The 24,765-nt window shown below is 54.7% G+C and carries 23 protein-coding genes and 2 tRNA genes; 10 read left to right on the top strand and 15 right to left on the bottom strand.

Translation table 11 applies throughout. The features are described from left to right. Positions 1-6: 6 nt before the first annotated feature. The 4 genes from wecA to trxA form a co-directional block, all read right to left on the bottom strand. Complete coding sequence (gene wecA / locus PGR23_RS23365; protein WP_015368885.1) at positions 7-1,110, bottom strand: UDP-N-acetylglucosamine--undecaprenyl-phosphate N-acetylglucosaminephosphotransferase; 1,104 nt, start codon at positions 1,108-1,110, stop codon at positions 7-9. A 241-nt stretch (positions 1,111-1,351) separates the two neighbouring features. Beyond that, positions 1,352-2,611 (bottom strand): transcription termination factor Rho, encoded by a 1,260-nt coding sequence (rho, locus tag PGR23_RS23360; RefSeq protein WP_002883293.1) that lies wholly within the window; start codon positions 2,609-2,611, stop codon positions 1,352-1,354. A gap of 86 nt (positions 2,612-2,697) precedes the next feature. Further along, positions 2,698-2,799, bottom strand: a complete 102-nt coding sequence (locus PGR23_RS23355; protein ID WP_131631697.1) for a rho operon leader peptide — start codon at positions 2,797-2,799, stop codon at positions 2,698-2,700. A 143-nt stretch (positions 2,800-2,942) separates the two neighbouring features. Next, positions 2,943-3,272 carry a thioredoxin TrxA gene (trxA, locus tag PGR23_RS23350; RefSeq protein WP_002883224.1) on the bottom strand — a complete coding sequence of 110 codons (330 nt, stop codon included), beginning with the start codon at positions 3,270-3,272 and terminating at the stop codon, positions 2,943-2,945. 343 nt (positions 3,273-3,615) lie between these two features. Here trxA and rhlB point away from each other — a divergent pair, with 343 nt between their 5' ends. The 5 genes from rhlB to PGR23_RS23325 all read left to right on the top strand — a co-directional run bounded on the left by rhlB (position 3,616) and on the right by PGR23_RS23325 (position 9,353). Beyond that, positions 3,616-4,881, top strand: a complete 1,266-nt coding sequence (gene rhlB / locus PGR23_RS23345) for an ATP-dependent RNA helicase RhlB (RefSeq protein ID WP_015368886.1) — start codon at positions 3,616-3,618, stop codon at positions 4,879-4,881. A gap of 115 nt (positions 4,882-4,996) precedes the next feature. Next, the gene (gppA, locus tag PGR23_RS23340; RefSeq protein ID WP_396280074.1) at positions 4,997-6,502 is read left to right on the top strand and encodes a guanosine-5'-triphosphate,3'-diphosphate diphosphatase; all 1,506 of its coding nucleotides are present in this window, start codon (positions 4,997-4,999) and stop codon (positions 6,500-6,502) included. A 19-nt stretch (positions 6,503-6,521) separates the two neighbouring features. After that, complete coding sequence (locus PGR23_RS23335; RefSeq protein ID WP_047066620.1) at positions 6,522-7,439, top strand: LysR family transcriptional regulator; 918 nt, start codon at positions 6,522-6,524, stop codon at positions 7,437-7,439. A 131-nt stretch (positions 7,440-7,570) separates the two neighbouring features. Further along, a complete protein-coding gene (locus tag PGR23_RS23330) occupies positions 7,571-8,569 on the top strand; it encodes an amidohydrolase family protein (protein WP_047045675.1) in 999 nt (332 codons plus the stop codon). Positions 8,570-8,630: 61 nt separating this feature from the next. Next, on the top strand, positions 8,631-9,353 hold the full coding sequence (locus tag PGR23_RS23325; protein WP_063414949.1) for a DUF554 domain-containing protein: 723 nt from the start codon (positions 8,631-8,633) through the stop codon (positions 9,351-9,353). Positions 9,354-9,357: 4 nt separating this feature from the next. Here the strand turns inward: PGR23_RS23325 and rep are convergent, their stop codons facing one another. After that, positions 9,358-11,379, bottom strand: a complete 2,022-nt coding sequence (rep, locus tag PGR23_RS23320; protein WP_015368891.1) for a DNA helicase Rep — start codon at positions 11,377-11,379, stop codon at positions 9,358-9,360. Positions 11,380-11,491: 112 nt separating this feature from the next. Here rep and ppiC (PGR23_RS23315) point away from each other — a divergent pair, with 112 nt between their 5' ends. After that, complete coding sequence (ppiC, locus tag PGR23_RS23315) at positions 11,492-11,773, top strand: peptidylprolyl isomerase PpiC (RefSeq protein WP_032709514.1); 282 nt, start codon at positions 11,492-11,494, stop codon at positions 11,771-11,773. Between the two features lie 51 nt (positions 11,774-11,824). Further along, the gene (gene ppiC / locus PGR23_RS23310; protein WP_002883180.1) at positions 11,825-12,106 is read left to right on the top strand and encodes a peptidylprolyl isomerase PpiC; all 282 of its coding nucleotides are present in this window, start codon (positions 11,825-11,827) and stop codon (positions 12,104-12,106) included. A 98-nt stretch (positions 12,107-12,204) separates the two neighbouring features. Here the strand turns inward: ppiC (PGR23_RS23310) and ilvC are convergent, their stop codons facing one another. Further along, the gene (gene ilvC / locus PGR23_RS23305) at positions 12,205-13,680 is read right to left on the bottom strand and encodes a ketol-acid reductoisomerase (RefSeq protein ID WP_015703965.1); all 1,476 of its coding nucleotides are present in this window, start codon (positions 13,678-13,680) and stop codon (positions 12,205-12,207) included. A gap of 155 nt (positions 13,681-13,835) precedes the next feature. Between ilvC and ilvY the strand changes: the two genes are divergently transcribed. Beyond that, a complete protein-coding gene (gene ilvY, locus PGR23_RS23300; protein ID WP_015703964.1) occupies positions 13,836-14,726 on the top strand; it encodes an HTH-type transcriptional activator IlvY in 891 nt (296 codons plus the stop codon). Here the strand turns inward: ilvY and ilvA are convergent. The 6 genes from ilvA to ilvL form a co-directional block, all read right to left on the bottom strand. Next, positions 14,723-16,267: a threonine ammonia-lyase, biosynthetic gene (ilvA, locus tag PGR23_RS23295; RefSeq protein WP_015368895.1), complete on the bottom strand. Its 1,545-nt coding sequence runs from the start codon at positions 16,265-16,267 to the stop codon at positions 14,723-14,725. The genes ilvY and ilvA overlap by 4 nt on opposite strands. A gap of 2 nt (positions 16,268-16,269) precedes the next feature. Next, positions 16,270-18,120: a dihydroxy-acid dehydratase gene (ilvD, locus tag PGR23_RS23290; RefSeq protein WP_047045666.1), complete on the bottom strand. Its 1,851-nt coding sequence runs from the start codon at positions 18,118-18,120 to the stop codon at positions 16,270-16,272. Positions 18,121-18,180: 60 nt separating this feature from the next. Then, positions 18,181-19,110 (bottom strand): branched-chain amino acid transaminase, encoded by a 930-nt coding sequence (locus PGR23_RS23285; protein WP_008807980.1) that lies wholly within the window; start codon positions 19,108-19,110, stop codon positions 18,181-18,183. A gap of 19 nt (positions 19,111-19,129) precedes the next feature. Then, positions 19,130-19,387 carry an acetolactate synthase 2 small subunit gene (gene ilvM / locus PGR23_RS23280; RefSeq protein ID WP_015368897.1) on the bottom strand — a complete coding sequence of 86 codons (258 nt, stop codon included), beginning with the start codon at positions 19,385-19,387 and terminating at the stop codon, positions 19,130-19,132. Further along, on the bottom strand, positions 19,384-21,030 hold the full coding sequence (gene ilvG / locus PGR23_RS23275; RefSeq protein WP_049056423.1) for an acetolactate synthase 2 catalytic subunit: 1,647 nt from the start codon (positions 21,028-21,030) through the stop codon (positions 19,384-19,386). The genes ilvM and ilvG overlap by 4 nt, the downstream gene beginning before the upstream one ends. Positions 21,031-21,170: 140 nt before the next feature. After that, positions 21,171-21,269 (bottom strand): ilv operon leader peptide, encoded by a 99-nt coding sequence (ilvL, locus tag PGR23_RS23270; protein ID WP_001311244.1) that lies wholly within the window; start codon positions 21,267-21,269, stop codon positions 21,171-21,173. Positions 21,270-21,623: 354 nt separating this feature from the next. Between ilvL and PGR23_RS23265 the strand changes: the two genes are divergently transcribed. Continuing rightward, positions 21,624-23,144, top strand: coding sequence for a YifB family Mg chelatase-like AAA ATPase (locus PGR23_RS23265; RefSeq protein WP_396280075.1), 1,521 nt, complete (start codon positions 21,624-21,626; stop codon positions 23,142-23,144). A gap of 23 nt (positions 23,145-23,167) precedes the next feature. Here PGR23_RS23265 and PGR23_RS23260 read toward each other — a convergent pair whose 3' ends face one another. After that, positions 23,168-23,506 (bottom strand): DUF413 domain-containing protein, encoded by a 339-nt coding sequence (locus tag PGR23_RS23260; RefSeq protein ID WP_045362345.1) that lies wholly within the window; start codon positions 23,504-23,506, stop codon positions 23,168-23,170. 118 nt (positions 23,507-23,624) lie between these two features. Between PGR23_RS23260 and hdfR the strand changes: the two genes are divergently transcribed. Continuing rightward, positions 23,625-24,446, top strand: coding sequence for an HTH-type transcriptional regulator HdfR (gene hdfR / locus PGR23_RS23255; protein WP_045395539.1), 822 nt, complete (start codon positions 23,625-23,627; stop codon positions 24,444-24,446). A 102-nt stretch (positions 24,447-24,548) separates the two neighbouring features. Here hdfR and PGR23_RS23250 read toward each other — a convergent pair. Together PGR23_RS23250 and PGR23_RS23245 are read right to left on the bottom strand one after the other, a co-directional pair. Next, positions 24,549-24,624, bottom strand: a tRNA-Trp gene (locus tag PGR23_RS23250). 52 nt (positions 24,625-24,676) lie between these two features. Then, positions 24,677-24,753: transfer RNA gene (locus PGR23_RS23245), tRNA-Asp, on the bottom strand. Positions 24,754-24,765 lie beyond the last annotated feature (12 nt).

Here is a 24,765-nt window from a genome sequence, read left to right as displayed (position 1 = left end):
CCAGTTTTACTTGGTTAAATTTGGATTATTGCCGCTGTGTCGCCGAATTCTGCGTCTAATGCGCTTAACCAGACGCGCCACTTTCCATGCGCGCTTAATGCAGTAGCCATAAAGTAAAAAAGCAAACAAAAAGAGTATTAACATCACCCATTCAGGAACAATACGGGTGTATTCCGCCACTACGCCGACCAGCGCCAATAAAGCGGCAGCCAGCGTAATCAGGACAAAGGCCTGCCGGGAAGTAAACCCGGCACGCATGATCAAATGATGAATATGCTGACGGTCTGGCGAGAACGGGCTCATCCCCTTTCTCAGGCGGCGATACATAATCGCCACCATATCCATCAATGGAATCGCAATAATCCACAGCGCCGTCACCGGGCTGATGGGATGCGTTTTGCCCTGCGTCGTTTCCAGCAGGATCCAGATAATGGTGAAGCCAATCATGGTGCTGCCGGCATCACCCATAAACACTTTATAGCGACGTCCAAGCGCGCCGAGATTAAGTAAAATATAGGGCAGAATGGCGGCAATCATCGCAAAACACCACATTGCCAGGCTGTACTGGCCGTCAAACCACAGGATGATGCCGGTTGCGGCAAAGGAGACGGACGATAACCCGCCGAGCAGTCCGTCAATGCCATCTACCATATTGAAGGCGTTGATTGCCGCCCAAACGGCGAAAAGGGTGAGGAAAAAACCAAATGGGCCGAGGACTAACTCCCACGAACCGAAAATATAGCCGAGACTGCTGAGATGCAGATTACCCGCCGTCATCATGATAACGGCTATCGCGGCCTGAATAACCGCACGAATTTTTACGCTGATATCAAATCGGTCATCTAATGCGCCGACCAACACCAGCACGCCCGCGCAGGCCAGATACAGCGTGGCATGAGGGATATAATAATCGGCAATCGCAAAGGTAAAACAAATACCGGCATAAACTGAGATACCACCAACTAACGGAATCAAACCTTGATGCCGTTTCCGATAGTTTGGCTTATCCACTAACCCAATTTTTTTCGCTGCTTTACGGGCAACAAATATAAAGAGGGTCGTGAATAAGAAAACACTGATTAATTCAGTAATAGCAGTGAGTAAATTCACAACACATGTGCTCTCAGCATAGTTAATCCGGGGAGTATAACGATGATGTCTCCACTCCTGAAGGGGAAAAGCAGAACATTACAAATTTATTGTATATATTTTAGACTGTTAAAGTCCTTTCTGCCTTACCCGCCGCGCATATCATACGGCAACGCTAGCGGCGCTTTTCCCGCCTGGATCATACAAAGCTACAAAACAAAACGCCACGCAATCGCGTGGCGTTTTTTCGGCGTATTCCGTCTTACGAACGCTTCATCATATCGAAGAAGTCGTCGTTAGTTTTGGTCATCGCCAGCTTATTAATGAGGAACTCCATTGCGTCGATTTCACCCATTGGATGGATGATTTTGCGCAGGATCCACATTTTCTGCAGCTCTTCCTGGGTGGTCAGCAGCTCTTCTTTACGAGTACCGGAACGGTTGTAGTCGATAGCCGGGAAGACGCGTTTTTCCGCAATCTTACGGGAGAGGTGCAGTTCCATGTTACCGGTGCCTTTGAACTCTTCGTAGATAACTTCATCCATTTTAGAGCCGGTATCGATAAGCGCGGTAGCGATGATGGTCAGGCTGCCGCCCTCTTCCACGTTACGCGCCGCACCGAAGAAGCGCTTCGGACGATGCAGGGCGTTGGCGTCCACACCACCGGTCAGTACTTTACCGGAAGCCGGAACCACGGTGTTGTAGGCACGAGCCAGACGGGTGATGGAGTCGAGCAGGATGATAACGTCTTTTTTGTGCTCAACCAGACGTTTCGCTTTCTCGATAACCATTTCGGCAACCTGCACGTGGCGAGATGCGGGTTCGTCAAAGGTAGAAGCAACAACTTCGCCTTTAACCAGACGCTGCATCTCGGTTACTTCTTCCGGACGTTCGTCGATAAGCAACACCATCAGCACGCAGTCAGGATGGTTGTACGCGATGCTCTGCGCGATGTTCTGCAGCAGCATGGTTTTACCGGCTTTCGGCGGCGCGACGATCAGGCCACGCTGGCCGCGACCAATCGGCGATGCCAGATCCAGTACGCGAGCGGTTAAGTCTTCGGTAGAACCATTACCACGCTCCATACGCAGGCGCGAATTCGCGTGCAGCGGCGTTAAGTTCTCGAACAGAATCTTATTACGCGCGTTTTCCGGCTTGTCGTAGTTAACTTCGTTAACTTTCAGCAGCGCGAAGTAACGTTCACCCTCTTTAGGAGGACGAATCTTACCGGAAATGGTGTCACCAGTGCGGAGGTTGAAGCGGCGGATTTGGCTGGGGGATACGTAGATGTCGTCTGGACCGGCGAGGTAGGAGCTGTCTGCTGAGCGGAGGAATCCAAATCCATCCTGCAGTATCTCCAGTACGCCATCGCCAAAGATATCTTCGCCACTCTTTGAATGCTGCTTAAGGATGGCAAAAATAATATCCTGCTTACGCATACGAGCCAGGTTTTCCAGCCCCATATTTTCGCCGAGAGTAATCAGCTCAGAAACCGGCGTATTCTTTAATTCGGTAAGATTCATAGTGGTGTGGGTTCTTAAACTCGGGGTAAATCTCGAACTTAATGTTGTGAATGGTATGGCAGGAACATCCATGCCTGTTAGCGGCTTCATCTCGTGTCTGTACGTTGCCTGGTCACAGGAAAGAACGCAGAACTGAAACGACAAGACGGAATGAGTGATAAGCCCAGAATTATTAGCCTCACGCGCATAGTCTGCGGGACGCTTTGGGTAAAACAAGATTCAAACAATAGGTATGTTTAAAACGAAGTCTGGAATTAACTTAGCACGACTCAGGCCGGGCGTCCAGAGTTCCACAAAAAATAGGAATCCGGACGCCGGAATGGCAAACCGATTACGCCAGGTTGGCGTCGAGGAACTCTTTCAGTTGGCCTTTGGACAGCGCGCCGACTTTGGTCGCCGCGACTTCGCCGTTCTTGAACAGCAGCAGCGTCGGGATGCCGCGGATGCCGTACTTCGGCGCCGTGCCCGGGTTCTGATCAATGTTCAGTTTAGCCACGGTCAGTTTGCCTTGATACTCTTCAGCGATCTCATCCAGAATCGGGGCGATCATTTTGCACGGACCACACCACTCTGCCCAGAAATCGACGAGGGTCAGCCCGTCAGCCTTGAGTACGTCCGTGTCAAAACTGTCGTCAGTCAGGTGAATAATTTTATCGCTCATATATAACTCCACAGGAATAAGCCTGGTGTGTTGGTGTCGCAGTCATCAACGACGTGTTGATGCTACGTTATGCACGCTATTCTTCAGGATGCCTCTTTTATAAGCTACCTGCGGAAATGGATCCACCATGGACCACCACCGCCGATGCTTAAGCGCACTGTCTGCAAATCTACCTGCGGCAGATTTACCGCCCCCGTTGCGCTTAGTAGTCTAAGCTTTCCGGGATCCGTTCAGTAGCCGGAGACGCACCTTGAATAATTTCGTATATCGCCAACGAAAGGTTGACGTTATTTCACCGGATACGCTTTCTTAATGCAATAGTTAGCTGATATTCTACCACACTATGAGCAAAACACATTTGACAGAACAGAAGTTTTCCGACTTCGCCCTGCACCCGGCAGTTGTCGAAGCCCTTGAAAAAAAAGGGTTTCATAATTGCACACCCATTCAGGCTCTCGCCCTTCCGCTAACGCTGGAAGGTCGCGATGTCGCCGGGCAGGCGCAAACCGGTACCGGTAAAACGATGGCGTTTCTGACGTCAACGTTTCATTATCTTCTCTCTCACCCGGCCATCGCAGACCGCCAGGTTAACCAACCGCGCGCGCTGATCATGGCGCCGACGCGCGAGCTGGCGGTGCAGATTCACGCAGACGCCGAACCGCTGGCGCAGGCAACGGGCCTGAAACTGGGCCTGGCTTATGGCGGCGACGGCTACGATAAACAGCTGAAAGTGCTGGAAAGCGGCGTCGATATTCTGATCGGCACCACCGGTCGCCTGATCGATTACGCCAAACAAAACCATATTAACCTCGGCGCCATTCAGGTTGTCGTGCTGGACGAAGCCGATCGCATGTACGATCTCGGCTTTATTAAAGATATCCGCTGGCTATTCCGCCGCATGCCGCCAGCCACTCAGCGCCTGAACATGCTGTTCTCCGCTACGCTGTCTTATCGCGTACGCGAACTGGCGTTCGAACAGATGAACAACGCCGAGTACGTTGAAGTCGAACCGGAACAGAAAACCGGCCACCGTATTAAAGAAGAGCTGTTCTACCCTTCCAACGACGAAAAAATGCGCCTGCTGCAGACGCTGCTGGAAGAAGAGTGGCCCGACCGCGCTATCGTTTTCGCCAACACCAAGCATCGCTGCGAAGATATCTGGGGCCATCTGGCCGCAGACGGACATCGCGTCGGCCTGCTGACCGGCGACGTAGCGCAGAAAAAACGCCTGCGTATTCTCGAAGAGTTCACCCGCGGCGATCTCGATATTCTGGTTGCGACCGACGTAGCCGCTCGCGGCCTGCATATCCCAGCCGTCACCCATGTCTTTAACTATGACCTGCCGGATGACTGCGAAGACTATGTCCACCGTATCGGCCGTACCGGCCGCGCGGGCGCAAGCGGGCATTCTATTAGCCTGGCCTGCGAAGAGTACGCGCTGAACCTGCCGGCAATCGAAACCTATATCGGCCATTCGATCCCGGTCAGCAAGTACAATCCGGACGCGCTGATGACCGACTTACCTAAGCCGTTGCGTTTAACGCGCACCCGCCCAGGTAATGGCCCGCGCCGTAACGGCCCGCCACGTAATCGTCGTCGTTCAGGTTAACATCTATGCCATACGCGAAATCTTTCAGGATGCGCCATGGAGATAATCCCAGGCAATGCGTTCAGGTAAGTGGAATGGGCAACGACGCCCAGTCGACACAGGAGCGACCTGAAAGATGAAGAGTATGAGTTCCACCTCGCTGTATGCCGCCATCGACCTTGGCTCCAATAGTTTTCATATGTTGGTGGTGCGCGAGGTGGCCGGCAGTATTCAAACGCTGAGCCGCATTAAGCGCAAGGTGCGTCTGGCCGCTGGCCTGAATAGCGATAATGCGCTCTCCGCGGAAGCGATGGAGCGCGGCTGGCAGTGCTTACGCCTGTTTGCCGAGCGTTTGCAGGATATTCCTTCAGCGCAAATTCGCGTCGTGGCTACCGCCACCCTGCGGCTGGCGGTCAACGCCGGCGAGTTTCTGGCGAAAGCGCAGGAAATCCTCGGTTGCCCCGTCCAGGTGATTAGCGGTGAAGAAGAAGCCCGCCTGATCTACCAGGGTGTAGCCCATACCACCGGCGGCGCCGATCAGCGCCTGGTGGTGGATATCGGCGGCGCCAGCACCGAACTGGTGACCGGCACCGGCGCGCAAACCACTTCTCTGTTCAGCCTGTCGATGGGCTGCGTCACCTGGCTTGAACGCTACTTCGCCGACCGTAGCCTGACGAAAGAAAACTTCGCTCTCGCTGAAGCGGCGGCGCGCGATGTGCTGCGTCCGATCGCTGATGTCCTGCGCTACCACGGCTGGAAAGTGTGCGTTGGCGCCTCAGGCACCGTGCAGGCGCTGCAGGAAATCATGATGGCGCAGGGAATGGATGAACGCATCACCCTCAGCAAACTGCAGCAGCTTAGGCAGCGCGCTATCCAGTGCGGTCGGCTTGAAGAGCTGGAAATCGAAGGGCTGACGCTCGAACGCGCACTGGTTTTTCCGAGCGGCCTGGCCATTCTGATTGCTATCTTTAGCGAACTGAATATTCAGTGCATGACGCTGGCAGGCGGCGCATTACGCGAAGGGCTGGTCTACGGCATGCTGCACCTTTCCGTCGATCAGGATATTCGTAGCCGCACGCTGCGTAATATTCAGCGACGTTTTATGATCGATACCGAGCAGGCGCAACGGGTAGCGAATCTGGCCACCCATCTGGTGGATCAACTGGACAGCGGCTGGGAGCTGGATCCGCTAAGCCGCGATTTACTCGTCAGCGCCTGCGCGCTGCATGAAATTGGCCTGAGCGTCGATTTCAAACGCGCGCCGCAGCACGCCGCCTATCTGGTCAATAACCTCGACCTGCCCGGTTTTACCCCGGCGCAAAAGAAGCTCATCGCCACGCTGCTGCTCAACCAGACTAACGCCATCGATCTTTCTTCGCTCCATCAGCAAAACGCGGTACCGCCGCGCGTTGCCGAACATCTGTGTCGCCTGCTGCGACTGGCGATTCTGTTTGCCAGCCGCCGGCGCGACGATCTCCTGCCAACCATCCAGCTTACCGCCGACGACGAAAAACTGACGCTGACGCTGCCGGATGACTGGCTGGAAGAACACCCGCTGGGCCGGGAAATGGTCGAGCAAGAGTGCCAGTGGCAAAGTTATGTCCACTGGGCGCTGCTGATCGACGACGACGCGGCGAGGTAATTTCCGGCCAGGAGGGCGCATGCGGGAAGAACTGGATTTCAAATCACTACGCTTTTTCTCCGCGCTCTACCGATTGGGGAATGTCTCTCCGGCGGCGGAAGCGCTCGATATCAGCCAGCCAACCGGTAGCCTGCTGCTAAAAAAGCTACGCGAGCACTTTGACGACCCGCTGTTTGTGCGCGTTGGTCAACGAATGGCGCCAACGCCGCGCGCGGACGCTATCGCCCCCACCATTTTTACTCTGCTGCAAATGGTCGATACCGATTTGGCGGCTAAGCCGGAATTTATTCCGCAGGAGAGCAACCGTAACTTCACCATCGGCATGACCGATATCAGCCAGATGACGCTTCTTCCTTTGCTGCAAAGCCAGCTCCAGCGGCTGGAAGCCAGCGACATCACTTTTACGGTGCTGAATATTGACGATCAAACGCTTAGCGCGCTGGAATCCGGGAAATGCGATTTGGCGATCGGATATCTTACCCAGTTGCCGGATAGCGTCTATCAGCAGCACTTGTTCGATCAATCGTATGTGTGTCTGGCAGCGGAAAATCACCCGCGCATTCGTCATCGGTTCAGCGCCGAAGACTGGCGTCAGGAAAAGCACCTTGCGGTTCGCGTCAACGGCACCGCCCACGGCGACATTGATAAACTACTGGCGGAACACAGTATGCCGCGGCGCATCGCATTGACGCTGCCCAGCTTTTTAGGCGCGGGCGAGCTGGTTGCCGGCAGCGAGATGCTGGCGGTGGTGCCAGAACAGCTGGCGCGCCATATCACCAGACGTTACCCCTGCCGCAGCTGGCCACTGCCTTTCTCACTGGCTAACATCGCGATTCGCCAGGTCTGGCACCAGCGCCTGCACCGCGATCCCGGGCATATCTGGCTGCGCACGCAGATTGTAGCCCTTGCCGCCTCAGGTGGTTCTATTAACATTTAAATCATCAAAGAATCGGCTGTATTAGTATTCCTGATACGCCGTATTCTATTTGGTTTATTGCTGTCAATACGTCAAACATTTTAATCTCCTCGCATCAGTTCATATCGACCGAATAAATAGAGGAACCTATCATGCGCGGAAAAATCGCTTTAGAAGAACATGTATCTACTCCTGAAAATAATCGTTTGTGGGATTCGACCGGCGAAGCTAATCGTAACGGTAGCGAATATATGCAAGACGTTGAACGCCGTCTGCTTGACCGCAGCATTCAGCTCGAAGAGATGGCGCAACGTAATATTGACCACGTCATTCTTTCTCTGACTTCGCCCGGCGCGCAATCTATTTTAGATAAAGCTAAAGCGGTCTCTTTCGCTCGCGACACTAATGATTTTATTGTTGATAATTATGTAAAACCGAATCCAGATAAATTTAGCGCGTTCGCCACGCTGGCGTTACAAAACCCGGAAGCAGCGGCGGAAGAGCTGGAGCGCGCGGTGAAAAAACTGGGCATGAAAGGCGCGCTGATTAACGGCTATACCAACGTCAAAGACAGCGAACATGGCCTGTATCTTGATGATGAATCCATGTTGGTATTCTGGGATAAAGTTAACGAGCTAAACGTGCCGGTGTACCTGCATCCGCGTGAACCGCTGGAAGGCCCGGCGCGCGGGATTTATACCGGTTACGAAAGCCTGATCGGTTCCGCCTGGGGCTTTGCGCAGGAAACCGCCGTTCACGCTATTCGCCTGATGATGAGCGGCCTGTTCGACCGTTATCCGAATCTTAACCTGGTGCTGGGACACCTCGGTGAAGGGCTGGTACACATGCTGCCGCGCACTCAGCATCGCCTCTATCGTCAGCGTTTCGGCTGCGGTTTGGGTAAGGCGGAAAAACCGTTAATGCACTATCTGCAAAATAACTTTATTGTCACCACCAGCGGTCATTTTAATACTCACTCGCTAAATAATGCGATTGAAGTAATGGGTGCCGATCGCGTGATGTTCTCCGTAGATTACCCTTATGAAGATATTCATCAGGCCTGCGACTGGTTTGATCCGTTAGAAATGGATGCGGGGCTGAAAGATAAAATAGCCTGGGGCAATGCCAGCCGCGTATTTAATATCAAATAATAAAAAATAAATCGACAGGGCCTGTTCTCAGGCCCTGATTTTATTACAGGGAGAATATACTATGCCGGTAGGTATTTTTGTTTGCAGCGGTTCATTACTCGTCGGCGCGATTGCAGGCGCCTCACTCAACCGATTTATCCCGGATCACTTTAAGAAAACGCTACCGCTTATTTCCGGTTTAATCTCTATCAGTATGGGCGTGTTCTTCCTTAACAAACTCATCAATCTGCCACCCATTGCGCTGGCCGTTATCATCGGCACGATTATTGGCGGCCTGTTGAATATTGAGAAGTGGATTGAGCGGGCGGGAACACAGCTGCGAACGCCCATCGAGCGCATTTTTCCAGGCCAAAACAACGCAGGCGTAGAAGCGGAGGATTTTATGAACCAGTTTATCGCGGTGCTGATCCTGTTCTGCGCCAGCGGTACCGGTATTTTTGGCGCCCTAACCGAAGGGATGACCGGCGACCCGACCATTCTGCTGACCAAGTCGATACTCGACTTTTTCACCGCCGCTATTTTCGCGTCCACGCTGGGCTACATTATCACCGCGATTTTTATTCCCCAGTTGATCATCTTCGTGATTCTGTTCTTCGCCGCCACGTTTATTATGACGTTGATAAGCCCATCGATGATCGCTGATTTTACTGCTTGCGGCGGAATTATTATGCTGGCGACCGGTTTTCGGCTTTGCGGTATGCGCCATTTCCCTACCGCCAACATGCTACCGTCACTGCTGCTGGTGATGCCATTTTCCACCGCCTGGCAGCAGTTTGTCGCCTGAAGCGTTAGCCCTTTTTCGCCTTCGCCAGCATCGCCTTGATATTCGCGACGTTGGCCTGGCCTTTATGCATGCGTTCTTCCGCAGAGATGACTTTTCGCTCCTGCTCCCAAATCAGATCGTCTTGCGGGAGCTCGAGCAGGAAACGGCTCGGTTCCGGGCGCACCAGCTCGCCATACTGTCGGCGCTCTTTGCACAACGTGAAAGTCAGCTCTTTCTGGGCGCGAGTGATACCGACGTAGGCCAGCCGCCGTTCTTCATCGACGTTATCTTCATCAATACTGCTCTGATGCGGCAGCAATCCCTCTTCCATTCCTACCAGGTAAACATACGGGAACTCCAGCCCTTTTGAGGCATGCAGGGTCATCAACTGCACCTGATCCAGCTCTTCATCCGATTCGCCGCGTTCCATCATATCGCGCAGGGTAAAGCGGGTAACCACCTGCGTCAGCGTCATCGGCTCGTCTATCTCACTGCCTTCCAGCATCTCGGTCATCCAGGTGAACAGCTGGTTGACGTTTTTCATCCGCATTTCCGCGGCTTTCGGGCTCGGCGAGGTTTCATATAGCCAGGACTCATAATCAATCCCGCGAATTAAATCCCGCACGGCATTGACCGGTTCACGCTCGGCCAGTTGCTGAATTTCCCGCAGCCAATGGGTGAAACGAGTGAGAGATTCATACCCGCGCCCGGTCAGCGTCTGGCTTAACCCCATATCAAAGCTGGCGGTGAATAAGCCTTTGTTACGGCTCATCGCCCATTCGCCCAGCTTTTGCAAGGTCGCCGGGCCAATCTCGCGTTTCGGCGTATTGACGATGCGCAGGAAGGCGCTGTCGTCATCCGGGTTGGTAAGTACGCGCAGATAGGCCAGCAAATCTTTAATTTCCGGGCGCGAAAAGAACGACGTGCCGCCCGAGATTTTGTACGGGATGCGGTTTTGCATCAGCATCTTTTCAAAAACCCGCGACTGGTGATTACCGCGATAAAGGATGGCGTAATCTTTGTAGTTGGTTTTATTAATAAAGTGATGGGCTATCAGTTCGCCAGCGACGCGCTCCGCTTCATGATCTTCGTTATTGGCGGAGAGCACTTTCAGCTCGGTGCCGTAGCCAAGTTCAGAGAACAGCCGCTTTTCAAAGACGTGTGGGTTATTGGCGATCAAAATATTGGCGGCCTTCAGAATACGCCCTGATGAACGGTAGTTCTGTTCAAGCTTGATCACCTGCAGCGCCGGAAAATCCTGGCTTAGCAGCACCAGGTTCTGCGGCCGCGCGCCGCGCCATGAGTAGATCGACTGGTCATCATCACCCACCACGGTAAAGCGCGCGCGCTGCCCCACCAGCAGCTTCACCAGCTCATACTGGCTGGTGTTGGTATCCTGATACTCATCCACCAGCAGGTAACGGATCTTATTCTGCCAGCGCTCGCGCACCTCTTCATTACGCTGCAGCAGCAGCGTCGGCAGCAGGATCAGGTCGTCAAAATCGAGGACGTTGCAGGCCTTCATATGCGCATCATAGAGCCCATAGCAGTGGGCGAAGATGCGGTCCCGTTCGCCTTTCGCGCCAGCCGCCGCCTGCGCCGGCGTTTTCAGATCGTTTTTCCAGTTGGAGATCGTCGAGATCAGCTGCTGCAACACCACTTTGTCATCTTCGATCAACCCTTCGGTGAGTTCTTTCAGCAGCGCGACCTGGTCGGTATCATCGAACAAAGAAAAGTTGGATTTCATTCCCAGCGCGGCGTATTCGCGTTTGATGATATCCAGCCCCAGGGTGTGGAAGGTGGAAATCATCAGCCCGCGCGCCTCTTTGCGCCCCAGCGTTTGCCCGACGCGCTCTTTCATTTCGCGCGCGGCCTTGTTAGTAAAGGTGACGGCCGCGATATGGCGCGCCTGATAGCCGCAGCCGCGGATCAGGTGGGCGATTTTATTCGTAATAACGCGGGTCTTACCGGAACCGGCGCCCGCCAGCACCAGGCACGGTCCGGTAACGAATTCGACGGCTTGTTGTTGGCCAGGGTTTAAACGCATGGGAATATTGCTCAATCTTCGAACGGGGTGTGGATTGTAGCAGAAAGCGAGGCCGAGATTTACCGGCTGATGGTAAAGTGTCAGCCACGCAATTCATCCCGAGGCTCCGGTAATGGCAAAAAGCGCAGCGGCCCTGCATATTCTGGTCAAAGAAGAAAAACTGGCACACGAGATCCTCGCCAAGCTGGAACGGGGCGTCAGCTTCGATCATCTGGCGAAGCGCTACTCAAAATGTCCGTCCGGACGCCATGGCGGCGATTTGGGGGAGTTCCAGCAGGGCGCGATGGTCGCTCCGTTTGATAAAGCCGTGTTCAGCTGTCCGCTGCTCAAACCCTATGGCCCGGTACAAACCAAATTTGGCTACCATATCATCAAGGTGCTGTATCGCCGCTAGCGCGTGTTACTATGGCGCCCTGATTTATCCCAACTCAATCAAGGCGCAATCATGGCTAAAACAGCGGCAGCACTGCATATCCTGGTAAAAGAAGAGAAACTGGCTCTCGATCTGCTTGAGCAGCTCAAAAACGGCGCCGACTTCGGCAAGCTGGCGAAAAAACACTCTATCTGCCCGTCAGGAAAACGCGGCGGCGATCTGGGCGAATTCCGCCAGGGCCAGATGGTTCCGGCATTCGATAAAGTGGTTTTCTCCTGCCCGGAACTGGAGCCAACCGGCCCGCTGCATACCCAGTTCGGTTACCACATCATCAAAGTGCTGTACCGGAAATAAACAACAAGGCCTTCTCAAAGAGAAGGCCTTTAATGTTTGCCCCCTCTCCCTGTGGGAGAGGGTTGGGGTGAGGGCATCCGCCCGCACCTTTTGTTTTATTAGCCGGCAACCGCGATACGCTTCATATCGGTCATATACCCGCGCAGTTTTTTACCCACCGCTTCGATAGCGTGGCTGCGAATCGCTTCGTTCACGTCGCGCAGCTGAGCGTTATCTACCGCGCCTTCGGCAATCGCTTTGCCCAGGTCGCCGGTCTGCAGAGTGGTCATGAACTCTTTCAGCAGCGGTACGCATGCATAAGAGAACAGGTAGTTACCGTATTCTGCGGTATCGGAGATAACCACGTTCATTTCATACAGACGCTTACGGGCGATTGTGTTGGCGATAAGCGGCAGCTCGTGCAGCGATTCATAGTAAGCGGACTCTTCGATGATGCCGGAATCAACCATGGTTTCGAAGGCCAGTTCAACGCCCGCTTTCACCATTGCAATCATCAGTACGCCTTTATCGAAGTACTCCTGCTCGCCGATTTTACCTTCATACTGCGGCGCGGTTTCGAACGCGGTTTTACCGGTCTCTTCACGCCAGGTCAGCAGTTTTTTGTCGTCGTTCGCCCAGTCAGCCATCATGCCGGAAGAGAATTCGCCGGAGATGATGTCATCCATATGTTTCTGGAACAGCGGCGCCATGATCTCTTTCAGCTGTTCGGACAGTGCGTAAGCGCGCAGTTTCGCCGGATTAGACAGGCGATCCATCATCAGGGTGATACCGCCTTGCTTCAGCGCTTCGGTGATGGTTTCCCAACCGAACTGAATCAGTTTTTCCGCGTAGGCCGGATCGGTACCTTCAGCCACCAGCTTATCGAAGCACAGCAGAGAACCCGCCTGCAGCATGCCGCAGAGGATGGTCTGCTCGCCCATCAGGTCAGATTTCACTTCCGCCACGAAGGAGGATTCCAGAACGCCCGCACGATGGCCGCCGGTCGCCGCTGCCCAGGCTTTGGCAATCGCCATGCCTTCGCCTTTCGGATCGTTTTCCGGGTGGACGGCGATAAGCGTCGGTACGCCGAAACCGCGTTTGTACTCTTCACGAACTTCGGTACCCGGGCACTTAGGCGCCACCATCACCACGGTGATGTCTTTGCGGATCTGCTCGCCCACTTCAACGATGTTGAAGCCGTGGGAGTAACCCAGCGCCGCGCCGTCTTTCATCAGCGGCTGTACGGAACGCACAACGTCAGAGTGCTGTTTGTCCGGAGTCAGGTTGACGACCAGGTCAGCCTGCGGGATCAGCTCTTCATAGGTACCCACTTTGAAGCCGTTTTCCGTCGCTTTACGCCAGGATGCGCGCTTCTCGGCGATCGCTTCTTTACGCAGCGCATAGGAGATATCCAGGCCGGAGTCACGCATGTTCAGACCCTGGTTCAAGCCCTGCGCGCCACAGCCGACGATGACTACTTTTTTACCCTGAAGATAGCTTGCGCCATCGGCAAATTCATCGCGCCCCATAAAGCGGCATTTGCCCAGCTGAGCCAGCTGCTGGCGCAGATTCAGTGTGTTGAAGTAGTTAGCCATGGTGATACCTCGTGATGTTGTGTTGTCGTGCTTATTGTTCGGTTCGCGTTTTGCGAGAATGAACCCACTATATGACAGGAATTTCGTTGCGAAAATTGATATATTCACAACATCACATTGCAATAACTGCAACGTTATTCTCAGGGGATTGAGCCATGGATTTACGCGATCTGAAAACCTTTCTGCATCTGGCGGAAAGCCGCCATTTTGGCCGCAGCGCGCGGGCTATGCATGTCAGTCCCTCCACGCTTTCGCGGCAGATTCAACGCCTGGAAGAGGACCTCGGCCAGCCGCTGTTCGTTCGCGATAATCGCACCGTGACCCTAACCGAGGCCGGCGAAGAACTCCGCACCTTTGCCCAGCAGACTTTATTGCAGTATCAGCAACTGCGCCACGCCATCGACCAGCAGGGGCCGTCACTCTCCGGCGAGCTACATATTTTCTGCTCCGTGACCGCCGCTTACAGCCATCTGCCACCGATTCTCGACCGCTTTCGCGCCGCGCATCCTTCGGTAGAGATAAAGTTATCGACCGGCGACGCCGCTGATGCGATGGAAAAAGTGGTCACTGGAGAAGCCGATCTGGCCATTGCTGGTAAGCCGGAGACGCTGCCGGGCTCGGTGGCGTTTTCGATGCTGGAAAATCTTGCGGTGGTGCTGATTGCCCCGGCGTTACCCTGCCCGGTGCGCAATCAGGTCACGGTCGAGCATCCCGACTGGGCAACGGTGCCGTTTATCATGGCCGATCAGGGGCCGGTGCGCCGCCGCATCGAGCTGTGGTTCCGCCGCCATAAAATCAGCAATCCATCCATTTACGCCACCGTCGGCGGCCATGAAGCCATGGTATCTATGGTCGCCCTCGGCTGCGGCGTGGCGCTACTGCCGGAAGTGGTGCTGGAAAACAGCCCCGAGCCGGTACGTAATCGCGTGATGATCCTCGATCGCAGCGATGAGAAAACGCCATTTGAGCTGGGCGTCTGCGCACAAAAAAAGCGGCTGTACGAGCCGCTTATTGATGCGTTCTGGAAAATACTGCCTAACCACTAGCCCGCGAGGAAAAAGCGGAACGCCGGGTTATGGGTTTCGTCATGACACTCGTAGCCCAGTTCATTAAGACGGGTTTCGAAGTCCGGCTCATGCTCGCCAAGCTCAAACGCCGCCAGAACGCGGCCAAAATCGGTGCCGTGGCTGCGATAGTGGAACAACGAAATATTCCAGTGGGTGCCCAGGGTGTGCAGAAACTTGAGCAGCGCGCCAGGCGATTCCGGGAACTCGAAGCTAAACAGGCGCTCCTGCAGCGGTTTAGACGGTCGTCCGCCGACCATATAGCGCACGTGCAGTTTCGCCATTTCGTCATCGGAAAGATCGACCACGCTGTAGCCGCCTTCGCTTAGCAGATCGAGGATCTCTTTGCGCTCATCCAACCCGCGGCTCAGCCGCACGCCAACGAAAATACAGGCATCTTTGGCATCGGCAAAACGGTAGTTGAACTCGGTAACCGAACGGCCGCCTAGTAGCTGACAGAACTTAAGGAAGCTGCCTTTCTCTTCCGGTATCGTCACCGCCAGCAGCGCTTCGCGCTGCTCCCCGAGCTCGCAACGCTCCGAAACGTAGCGCAGTCCGTGGAAGTTGACGTTGGCGCCGGACAGGATGTGAGCCAGACGCTCACCGCGGATATTATGCTGGGCGATATACTTTTTCATCCCTGCCAGCGCCAGCGCGCCGGAGGGCTCCGCTACCGCCCGCACATCTTCGAACAGATCTTTCATCGCCGCGCAGATAGCATCGCTATCAACGGTGATGATGTCGTCCAGATACTCCTGGCATACACGGAACGTTTCATCGCCGATGCGCTTCACCGCCACGCCTTCAGCGAACAAACCGACGCGCGGCAGATCCACCGGGTGGCCGGCATCCAGCGCCGCCTTCAGACACGCCGAGTCTTCCGCTTCCACCGCTATCACTTTAATCTGCGGCATCAGCTGCTTGATCAGCACCGCCACGCCTGCCGCCAGACCGCCGCCGCCAACCGGGACGAATACGCGGTCAATGTGGGCATCCTGCTGCAGCAGCTCCAGCGCCAGCGTTCCCTGACCGGCGATAACCATCGGGTGATCGAACGGCGGCACCCAGGTAAAACCCTGCTGCTGCGCCAGCTCGATCGCGCGGGCTTTCGCTTCGTCAAAGTTGGCGCCGTGCAGTAACACTTCGCCGCCAAAGCCGCGAACGGCATCGACTTTGATATCGGCGGTCGCTACCGGCATCACGATCAGCGCCTTAACACCCAGCCGGGAGGCAGAAAACGCCACGCCCTGCGCATGATTACCCGCCGAAGCGGTGATCACACCATTTGATTTTTGTTCCGCCGTCAGGCCGGACATCATCGCGTAGGCGCCGCGCAGCTTAAAGCTATGCACCGGCTGGCGGTCTTCGCGTTTCACCAGGATAACGTTATCGAGACGCGAAGAGAGCTTGTCCATTTTTTGCAGCGGGGTTTTCTGCACCGCTTCATAAACCGGCGCGCGCAGTACCGCCCGGAGATACTCCGCCCCCTCAGGGGCGGCGGATAGGGGTTGCGACTCGGCCATGATTAACCCCCAAGTTTTGATTTATCGCGCACGGCGCCCTTGTCGGCACTGGTCGCGAGGCTGGCGTAAGCGCGCAGCGCGAAGGAGACCTGGCGCTCGCGGTCTTTCGGCGTCCACGCCTTATCGCCACGCGCTTCTTGCGCTTCGCGACGGGCGGCGATTTCGGCATCGCTGAGCTGCAGTTGGATACCGCGGTTCGGAATATCGATAGCAATCATGTCGCCATCTTCGATGATAGCGATGTTGCCGCCGCTCGCGGCTTCCGGCGATACGTGGCCGATGGAAAGCCCGGAGGTGCCGCCGGAGAAACGGCCATCGGTGATCAACGCGCACGCTTTGCCAAGACCCATGGACTTGAGGAAGGTGGTCGGATAGAGCATCTCCTGCATTCCCGGCCCGCCTTTCGGCCCTTCATAGCGAATAACCACGACGTCGCCTTCCACGACTTTGCCGCCGAGGATAGCCTCAACCGCTTCGTCCTGGCTTTCATAAACTTTCGCCGGGCCGGTAAATTTCAGGATGCTATCGTCGACGCCAGCGGTTTTGACGATACAGCCGTTTTCGGCAAAGTTACCGTACAGTACTGCCAGGCCACCGTCTTTACTGTAGGCATGTTCCAGAGAACGGATACATCCCTCAGCGCGATCGTCATCCAGCGTATCCCAGCGGCAATCCTGCGAGAACGCCTGGGTAGTACGGATCCCCGCCGGACCGGCGCGGAACATTTTTTTCACCGCGTCGTCCTGGGTCACCATCACATCGTACTGTTCCAGGGTCTGCGGCAGCGTCAGGCCAAGGACGTTTTTAACCTCGCGGTTGAGTAACCCCGCGCGATCCAGCTCGCCGAGGATACCCAGCACGCCACCGGCGCGGTGCACGTCTTCCATATGGTATTTTTGCGTACTCGGCGCCACCTTACACAGCTGCGGCACTTTGCGGGACAGCTTGTCGATATCACTCATGGTGAAGTCGATTTCGGCTTCCTGCGCCGCCGCCAGCAGGTGCAGTACGGTATTGGTTGAGCCGCCCATTGCGATATCGAGAGTCATGGCGTTTTCAAATGCCGCCTTGCTGGCGATATTGCGCGGTAGCGCGGAAGCGTCGTCCTGCTCGTAGTAGCGTTTGGTCAGTTCAACGATACGTTTACCGGCGTTGAGAAACAGCGCTTTACGGTCGGCATGGGTCGCCAGCAGAGAACCATTACCCGGCTGCGACAGGCCTAATGCTTCGGTCAGGCAGTTCATTGAGTTCGCGGTGAACATACCCGAGCACGAACCGCAGGTCGGACAGGCGGAACGCTCTACCTGTTCGCTCTGATCGTCAGAGACTTTCGGGTCTGCCCCTTGAATCATGGCATCAACCAGATCCAACTTGATGATTTTGTCAGACAGCTTAGTTTTCCCGGCCTCCATCGGGCCGCCGGAAACAAAGATCACCGGAATATTCAACCGCAGGGAGGCCATCAGCATCCCCGGGGTGATTTTGTCACAGTTGGAGATACAGACCATGGCATCGGCGCAGTGGGCGTTAACCATGTACTCGACTGAATCGGCGATGAGCTCGCGGGATGGCAGTGAATAGAGCATACCCCCGTGACCCATGGCGATCCCATCATCCACCGCGATGGTGTTGAATTCTTTAGCGACGCCGCCCGCAGCTTCAATCTGCTCGGCAACCAGTTTGCCGAGATCGCGCAGATGCACGTGCCCTGGAACAAACTGGGTAAAGGAGTTAACAACGGCGATGATTGGTTTGCCGAAATCGGCATCGGTCATCCCGGTTGCGCGCCACAGCGCGCGGGCGCCCGCCATATTGCGGCCATGTGTGGTGGTGGCGGAACGGTACTTAGGCATGCTCTTTTTACTCCCATCTCTGTTTATGCAATGGGACGGTGCGTGCCGTCCCATTTTTAATCACTTACTTACCGGATCCAGCCAGCCCCATTTATCTTCCGTTTCACCGGTGAAGAGGCCAAAGAAGGCTTCCTGAATGCGTTTGGTCACCGGACCGCGGCGGCCTGCGCCGACCTGGATACCGTCAACGCTGCGTACCGGCGTGATTTCCGCAGCGGTACCGGACATGAACACTTCATCCGCCAGGTACAGAGATTCGCGGGACAGCACCTGCTCGCGGACTTCGATACCGAGATCTTTCGCCAGCTTGATGATGGCGTCGCGGGTGATACCCGGCAGCGCGGAAGAGGTAAACGGCGGAGTAAACAGCACGCCATCTTTCACCTCAAACAGGTTTTCGCCTGCGCCTTCGGAGATATAGCCGTTAACGTCCAGCGCGATACCTTCCTGATAACCGTGACGACGCGCTTCGCTGCCGACCAGCAGAGAGGAGAGATAGTTGCCGCCCGCTTTCGCTGCGGTTGGGATGGTGTTAGGCGCCGCGCGGTTCCAGGAAGAAACCATCGCATCGATCCCCTGCTCCAGCGCTTCTGCGCCAAGGTATGCACCCCACGGGAACGCCGCGATGATAACGTCGGTTTTGTAACCGTCCGGCGGGTTAACGCCCATGCCAACATCGCCAACAAACACCAGCGGACGGATATAAGCGCTGGTCAGTTTATTGGTACGGATAACTTCGCGGCAGGCTTCCATCAGCTCGTCAACGCTCTGAGAAACCGGGAAACGGTAGATTTTGGCTGAATCATGCAGACGCTGCATGTGTTCACGATGGCGGAACACCACTGGCCCTTTGTGAGAATCGTAGCAGCGGATACCTTCGAATACCGAAGTCCCGTAGTGCAGCGCGTGGGACATGACGTGTACTTTCGCCTCGCCCCATGGAGTCATCTCGCCATTGAACCAAATGTAATCAGCTTTCTTCGTCGTCATTTTTTTTATTCCTCTGCGCTCAGGCGCGGATTTGTTGTGATGTGGGTTGCTGGATCTCGACGCAGGCGACGTCGACCAGTTTGCGTAACTGACTAAACAGTAATTCGACGGGCCGCTGGCTGGCAACGGTCAGTTCGATATTTATGTTTTGCGCATCCGACGCGGTTTCCATATTCATTGAGCAGATTTGAAAACCGCGATGGCGCACCACGCGCAGCACGCGTTCTAAGGTTTCGGGGTTGAAGCGAGCCTGTAAAGCGACCTGATGTTGCATCATGATAATTTCTCCAGCATTTCTGCATTACTGGCGCCGGGCGGCACCAACGGCCAGACATTCTCAAGTTCATCGATTGAGACATGAAGCAGGTATGGCCCCTGGCTCGAAAGCATGGTGTCGAGTGCCGCTTCAACCTGGTCTTTACGGGTGATGTGCTGGCCTGGAATGCCGAAAGCGCTGGCCAGCGTAAGAAAATCAGGATTATCGGTAAGCGTGGTTTCGCTGTAACGCTCCTGGAAGAACAGCTGCTGCCACTGGCGAACCATACCTAAACGTTGGTTATCCAGCAGCACGATTTTCAACGGTAACTGCTTGCGCTTAACGGTGCCCAGCTCCTGCACGTTCATCATGAAAGAGCCATCGCCGGAGATACAGATAACCGTATCGTCCGGGCGGGCCACCTGCGCGCCGACGGCTGCCGGCAGGCCGAAGCCCATGGTGCCCAGGCCGCTGGAAGTGATGAAATTTTCCGGACGGGTATAGGTCATGTGCTGGGCCGACCACATTTGGTGCTGGCCGACATCGGTCGTCACGACGCAATCCGCCGGTTTGCGATCGGAAAGCTGCTTGAGCAACAGCGGCGCGTAGATTGCTTCGCCGGGATGATCGTAGCGCCAGGCGTGCTCCGCGCGCAGCTGCGCGTTGTGCTCGCGCCACGCATCGATGGCCAACGGCTGCTGCAACGCTGGCAGCATGGCGTTTAAATCTCCAGTTAAGGCGACGTGCGCCTGGCGCAGTTTGTTCAGCTCGGCCGGGTCAATATCCATATGGATTACTTTGGCGTGCGGGGCAAAGGTATTCAGCTTGCCGGTCACCCGGTCATCAAAACGGGCGCCGACGGCAATCAGTAAATCGCACTCCTGCACCGCCAGATTTGCCGCCTTGGTGCCATGCATACCGAGCATGCCAAGGTAATACGGATAATCCGCGGCAACGGCGCCCAACCCTTTCAGGGTGCAGGTGACAGGCATCTGCGTCACCGCCAGAAATTCGCGCACGGCCGGTACCGCTTGCGCCATTCCGACGCCGCCGCCCACGTACAGCATCGGCTTATGGGACTGCGCAAGCATCGCTAACGCCTGCTCGACTTCTGCGTGAGGAAACTCAACATCGTCAGGAACGGTAGAGAAATGCGGATCTAATTCGCCTTTAGCCAGCTGGATATCCTTCGGGATATCAACCAGTACCGGGCCAGGACGGCCTGAGTTTGCCACCTGGAAAGCCTCCGCGATCACGCGCGGCAGCTCTTCCAACGACTGCACCAGGAAACTGTGTTTGGTGCAGGCCAGCGACAAACCGAGAACGTCCACTTCCTGAAAAGCATCGGTGCCGATAAACGGCGCCGCCACCTGACCGGTGATCGCAACAACAGGCACAGAATCAAGTAACGCATCCGCCAAACCGGTGATCAGGTTGGTGGCGCCAGGGCCGGAAGTGGCGATGCAGACTCCGGTTTTGCCGGTCGCGCGGGCATAACCGATGGCAGCCATTGCGGCGCCCTGCTCGTGTCGACACAGCAGGTGTTCCACGCCGCCGTCATACAATGCATCGTAGACCGGCATAATCGCGCCACCCGGATAGCCAAATACCGTATCGACACCCTGTGTTCGCAAAGCATGTACCACCCACTGCGCCCCGTTCATAGTTACTTCCCCGCCATAGATCGGGAGAAACAGAATTTTATGCTAAAACCCATCTTCTGCTCCTCGCTTATGTTTTTTAAGTTATAAAAAAACCCCCGGACCTTTCGGTGCGGGGGTCTTAGTTCGTTAAGGCTTGATTTCTAAGCCTTTCCTCGTCCAAGTGCAGCCCCGCACGGTGGGATAATAATCACCACCACGCTAATCACGACCAGGCTAATCACTCGTAGAAGGGCTGTCATTTTCTGTTCTTTCTGGCTTCTTGTTCGAAGGAATACCTAAAGAGTTACCACAGACATCACATTAAGCACAAGATTTTTTTATGTTCCATTTTCTGATCTTGCTAACAATTTTTATTAAACCAGTTGTTTTTAAAAAGAAAAAAATAAAATGAAAAAAATTCAGCTTATTCTCGCGTTTGCTTCAGTGCTTCACGGCATTAAAACGGCTTCATGACGGATTTGCGCGCGCACTCCCAAGACAATGAAAATGCAAAACTTTGCAGGTAATTGTCTGGAACAAGCAACGTAAAGTTAAATATTCACAGGTTTATGAAACCGTTTGAATAGACATAATCATTCCGCTCAGGAGGCGTTATGTCACTCGCAATTGTCTATACCCGCGCGGCGCTCGGGGTCAGCGCGCCGCTAATTACCGTCGAAGTCCATATCAGCAACGGACTCCCCGGCTTGACGATGGTCGGTCTACCGGAAACCACGGTAAAGGAAGCCCGCGATCGGGTGCGTAGCGCCATTATTAACAGCGGCTACAGCTTTCCAGCGAAGAAGATAACCATCAATCTCGCACCCGCCGATCTGCCCAAAGAAGGAGGGAGATATGATTTACCTATTGCTCTCGCGCTCCTGGTCGCTTCGCAGCAGCTTGCCGCACCGAAACTTAATCAGTATGAGTTTATTAGCGAATTAGCCCTTACAGGCGCGTTACGCGGCGTTCCAGGGGCTATATCCAGCGCTATGGAGGCAATAAAAGCCGGGAGGAAGATCATCGTTGCCGGAGATAATGCCGAAGAGGTCGGTTTGATTGGCGGCAATGAGTGCCTTATAGCCGGACACCTGCAGGAAGTTTGCGCGTTTCTGGAGGGGAAACATACTCTGCAGGCGCCAGCTGGCGAAATCGCGACAGACGACAATGATTATGACGATCTCGGCGATGTCATTGGCCAACAGCAGGGAAAACGCGCGCTGGAGATAGTCGCAGCTGGCGGTCACAATTTGCTCTTGATGGGTCCGCCGGGGACAGGAAAGACGATGCTCGCCAGCCGTTTACCGGGGCTTTTACCGCCGCTAACCAACCAGGAAGCGCTGGAAAGCGCGGCTATTCTCAGCCTCGTCAATGCTCATTACGTCACGCGCCAGTGGCGTCGGCGGCCTTTTCGCGCCCCTCACCATAGCGCTTCGCTAGCGGCGATGGTCGGCGGCGGCTCAATCCCGGCCCCTGGAGAGATCTCCCTTGCACATAACGGTATTCTGTTTCTTGATGAACTACCCGAATTCGAACGTCGGGTTCTGGATGCACTACGAGAGCCCATCGAATCAGGAAAAATTCATCTTTCCCGCACTCGGGCTAAGATTGATTATCCCGCAAGATTTCAGCTGATTGCCGCCATGAACCCCAGCCCAACAGGACATTATCAGGGTCAGCATAATCGGGCCACGCCGGAACAGACCCTACGCTACCTGGGCCGATTATCAGGGCCATTTCTCGACCGCTTCGATCTTTCGCTTGAAATTCCGCTCCCTCCGCCGGGCGTATTAAGCCGGGGTGGCGGCGGTGAAGAGCGAAGCGCCACCATCCGATTACGGGTATTAGCGGCGCGCGACAGACAGCTCGCACGGCAGAATAAACTGAACGCGCAACTGGATAGCGGGGAGATAAAAGTCTGGTGCAAGCTGAAAGAAGACGACGCGATATGGCTGGAACAGACGCTGTCACTATTAGGGCTTTCAATCCGCGCATGGCAACGTTTACTGAAAGTTGCGCGTACTATCGCCGATCTTAATGAGGATAGGGATATTGAACGTCATCATTTGCAGGAGGCGCTAAGCTACCGGGCTATCGACCGCATGTTAAATCACCTGCAGACGCTGATGGCATAAAAAAAGGGCTTTCGCCCTTTTTTTTAATCGTCGCTTTCAGTGTAGTCTTCAGCGCCTTCAACCTGCGGCTTGCCGCCAGATAAGGTATGAAAACGCTTCGGACGTTTGATTCGCGCCATATACTTAATCCAAACGCGTTCCGCGTCGGTTACTGGCTCACGTTCGCCGTGACATACCGCAACGAACTGTTTTTCATCTTCGGTAACAGGCTCGCGTTTGCCCAATTCCAGCTCATTAAAGGCGTAACCATGACGTTCAAGCAGTTGCGCCTCTTTGATGGTGAAATCACCGTGACGGGAGAACCCGCGTGGATAATTTTTATTGTCGAAAAAACGATTAGTCGTCGTAAAGCTTTCCGCCATCCTACACGCTCCTGATTCTTTGGCCGAGCTATTTATGGCGCGGAGTATTAGTTACGCTTGACAGAGCGTCAAACAAAACATTTAAATCATCACGACAAATAATTTTGCGGAGAAGAGTGTGGACACGGAATTGCTCAAAACTTTCCTTGAAGTGAGCAGAACTCGCCACTTTGGACGGGCAGCGGAAGCGCTTTATTTAACACAATCAGCGGTTAGCTTCCGCATTCGTCAGCTGGAGAACCAGTTGGGCGTGAATCTATTTACCCGTCATCGTAACAATATTCGCCTGACGTCAGCCGGCGAGAAACTATTGCCCTATGCCGAAACGTTGATGAATACCTGGCAGGCCGCGCGTAAGGAGGTCGCCCACTCTTCTCGCCATAATGAATTTTCGATCGGCGCCAGCGCATCGCTGTGGGAATGCCTGTTGAACGGTTGGCTGGGGACACTCTACAACGATCCCTATAACCTGCAATTTGAGGCGCGGATAGCCCAGCGCCAGTCATTAGTAAAGCAGTTGCATGAACGCCAGCTTGATCTCCTGATCACCACTGAATCACCGAAGATGGATGAATTAAGCAGCCAGTTATTGGGTCATTTCACCCTGGCGCTCTATTGTGCCGCGCCGGGAAAAAATAAGAATGATTTGAACTACCTGCGCCTGGAATGGGGACCAGACTTCCAGCAAAACGAAGCGGGTTTGATCGGTAGCGATGATGTGCCGCTGTTGACAACGAGCTCCGCCGAACTGGCTTATCAGCAACTCAGTACGCTGAACGGTTGTACCTGGTTACCCGTTAGTTGGGCACAGCAGAAAACCGGCCTGCACACGGTGACCGATAGCGCGACGCTTTCACGTCCTCTGTATGCCATCTGGCTACAAAATAGCGATAAGCAGGCACATATTCGCGAGATCCTGAAAAGCAGCATCCTGGAATAGCGATCTGACTCCATGGATGGAGTGACCAAAAGGCAAGAAAGGCAGTGTGAGGGAAGAAATTAAAGACAAAAAAAATCCTTTGCCGAAGCAAAGGATTATATATGGCAGGGGCGGAGAGACTCGAACTCGCGACACCCGGTTTTGGAGACCGGTGCTCTACCAACTGAGCTACGCCCCTAAATCTTTCTCGCTATTAAGCCCGCTAATATAGCAGGCTTAATATAAATAAGTGGCGGAACGGACGGGACTCGAACCCGCGACCCCCTGCGTGACAGGCAGGTATTCTAACCGACTGAACTACCGCTCCACCGAATTTTTT

It is taken from the genome of Klebsiella sp. 141162, assembly GCF_050600755.1.
Taxonomy (GTDB): domain Bacteria; phylum Pseudomonadota; class Gammaproteobacteria; order Enterobacterales; family Enterobacteriaceae; genus Klebsiella; species Klebsiella aerogenes.
This window is presented reverse-complemented; position numbering and strand designations above follow the sequence as displayed.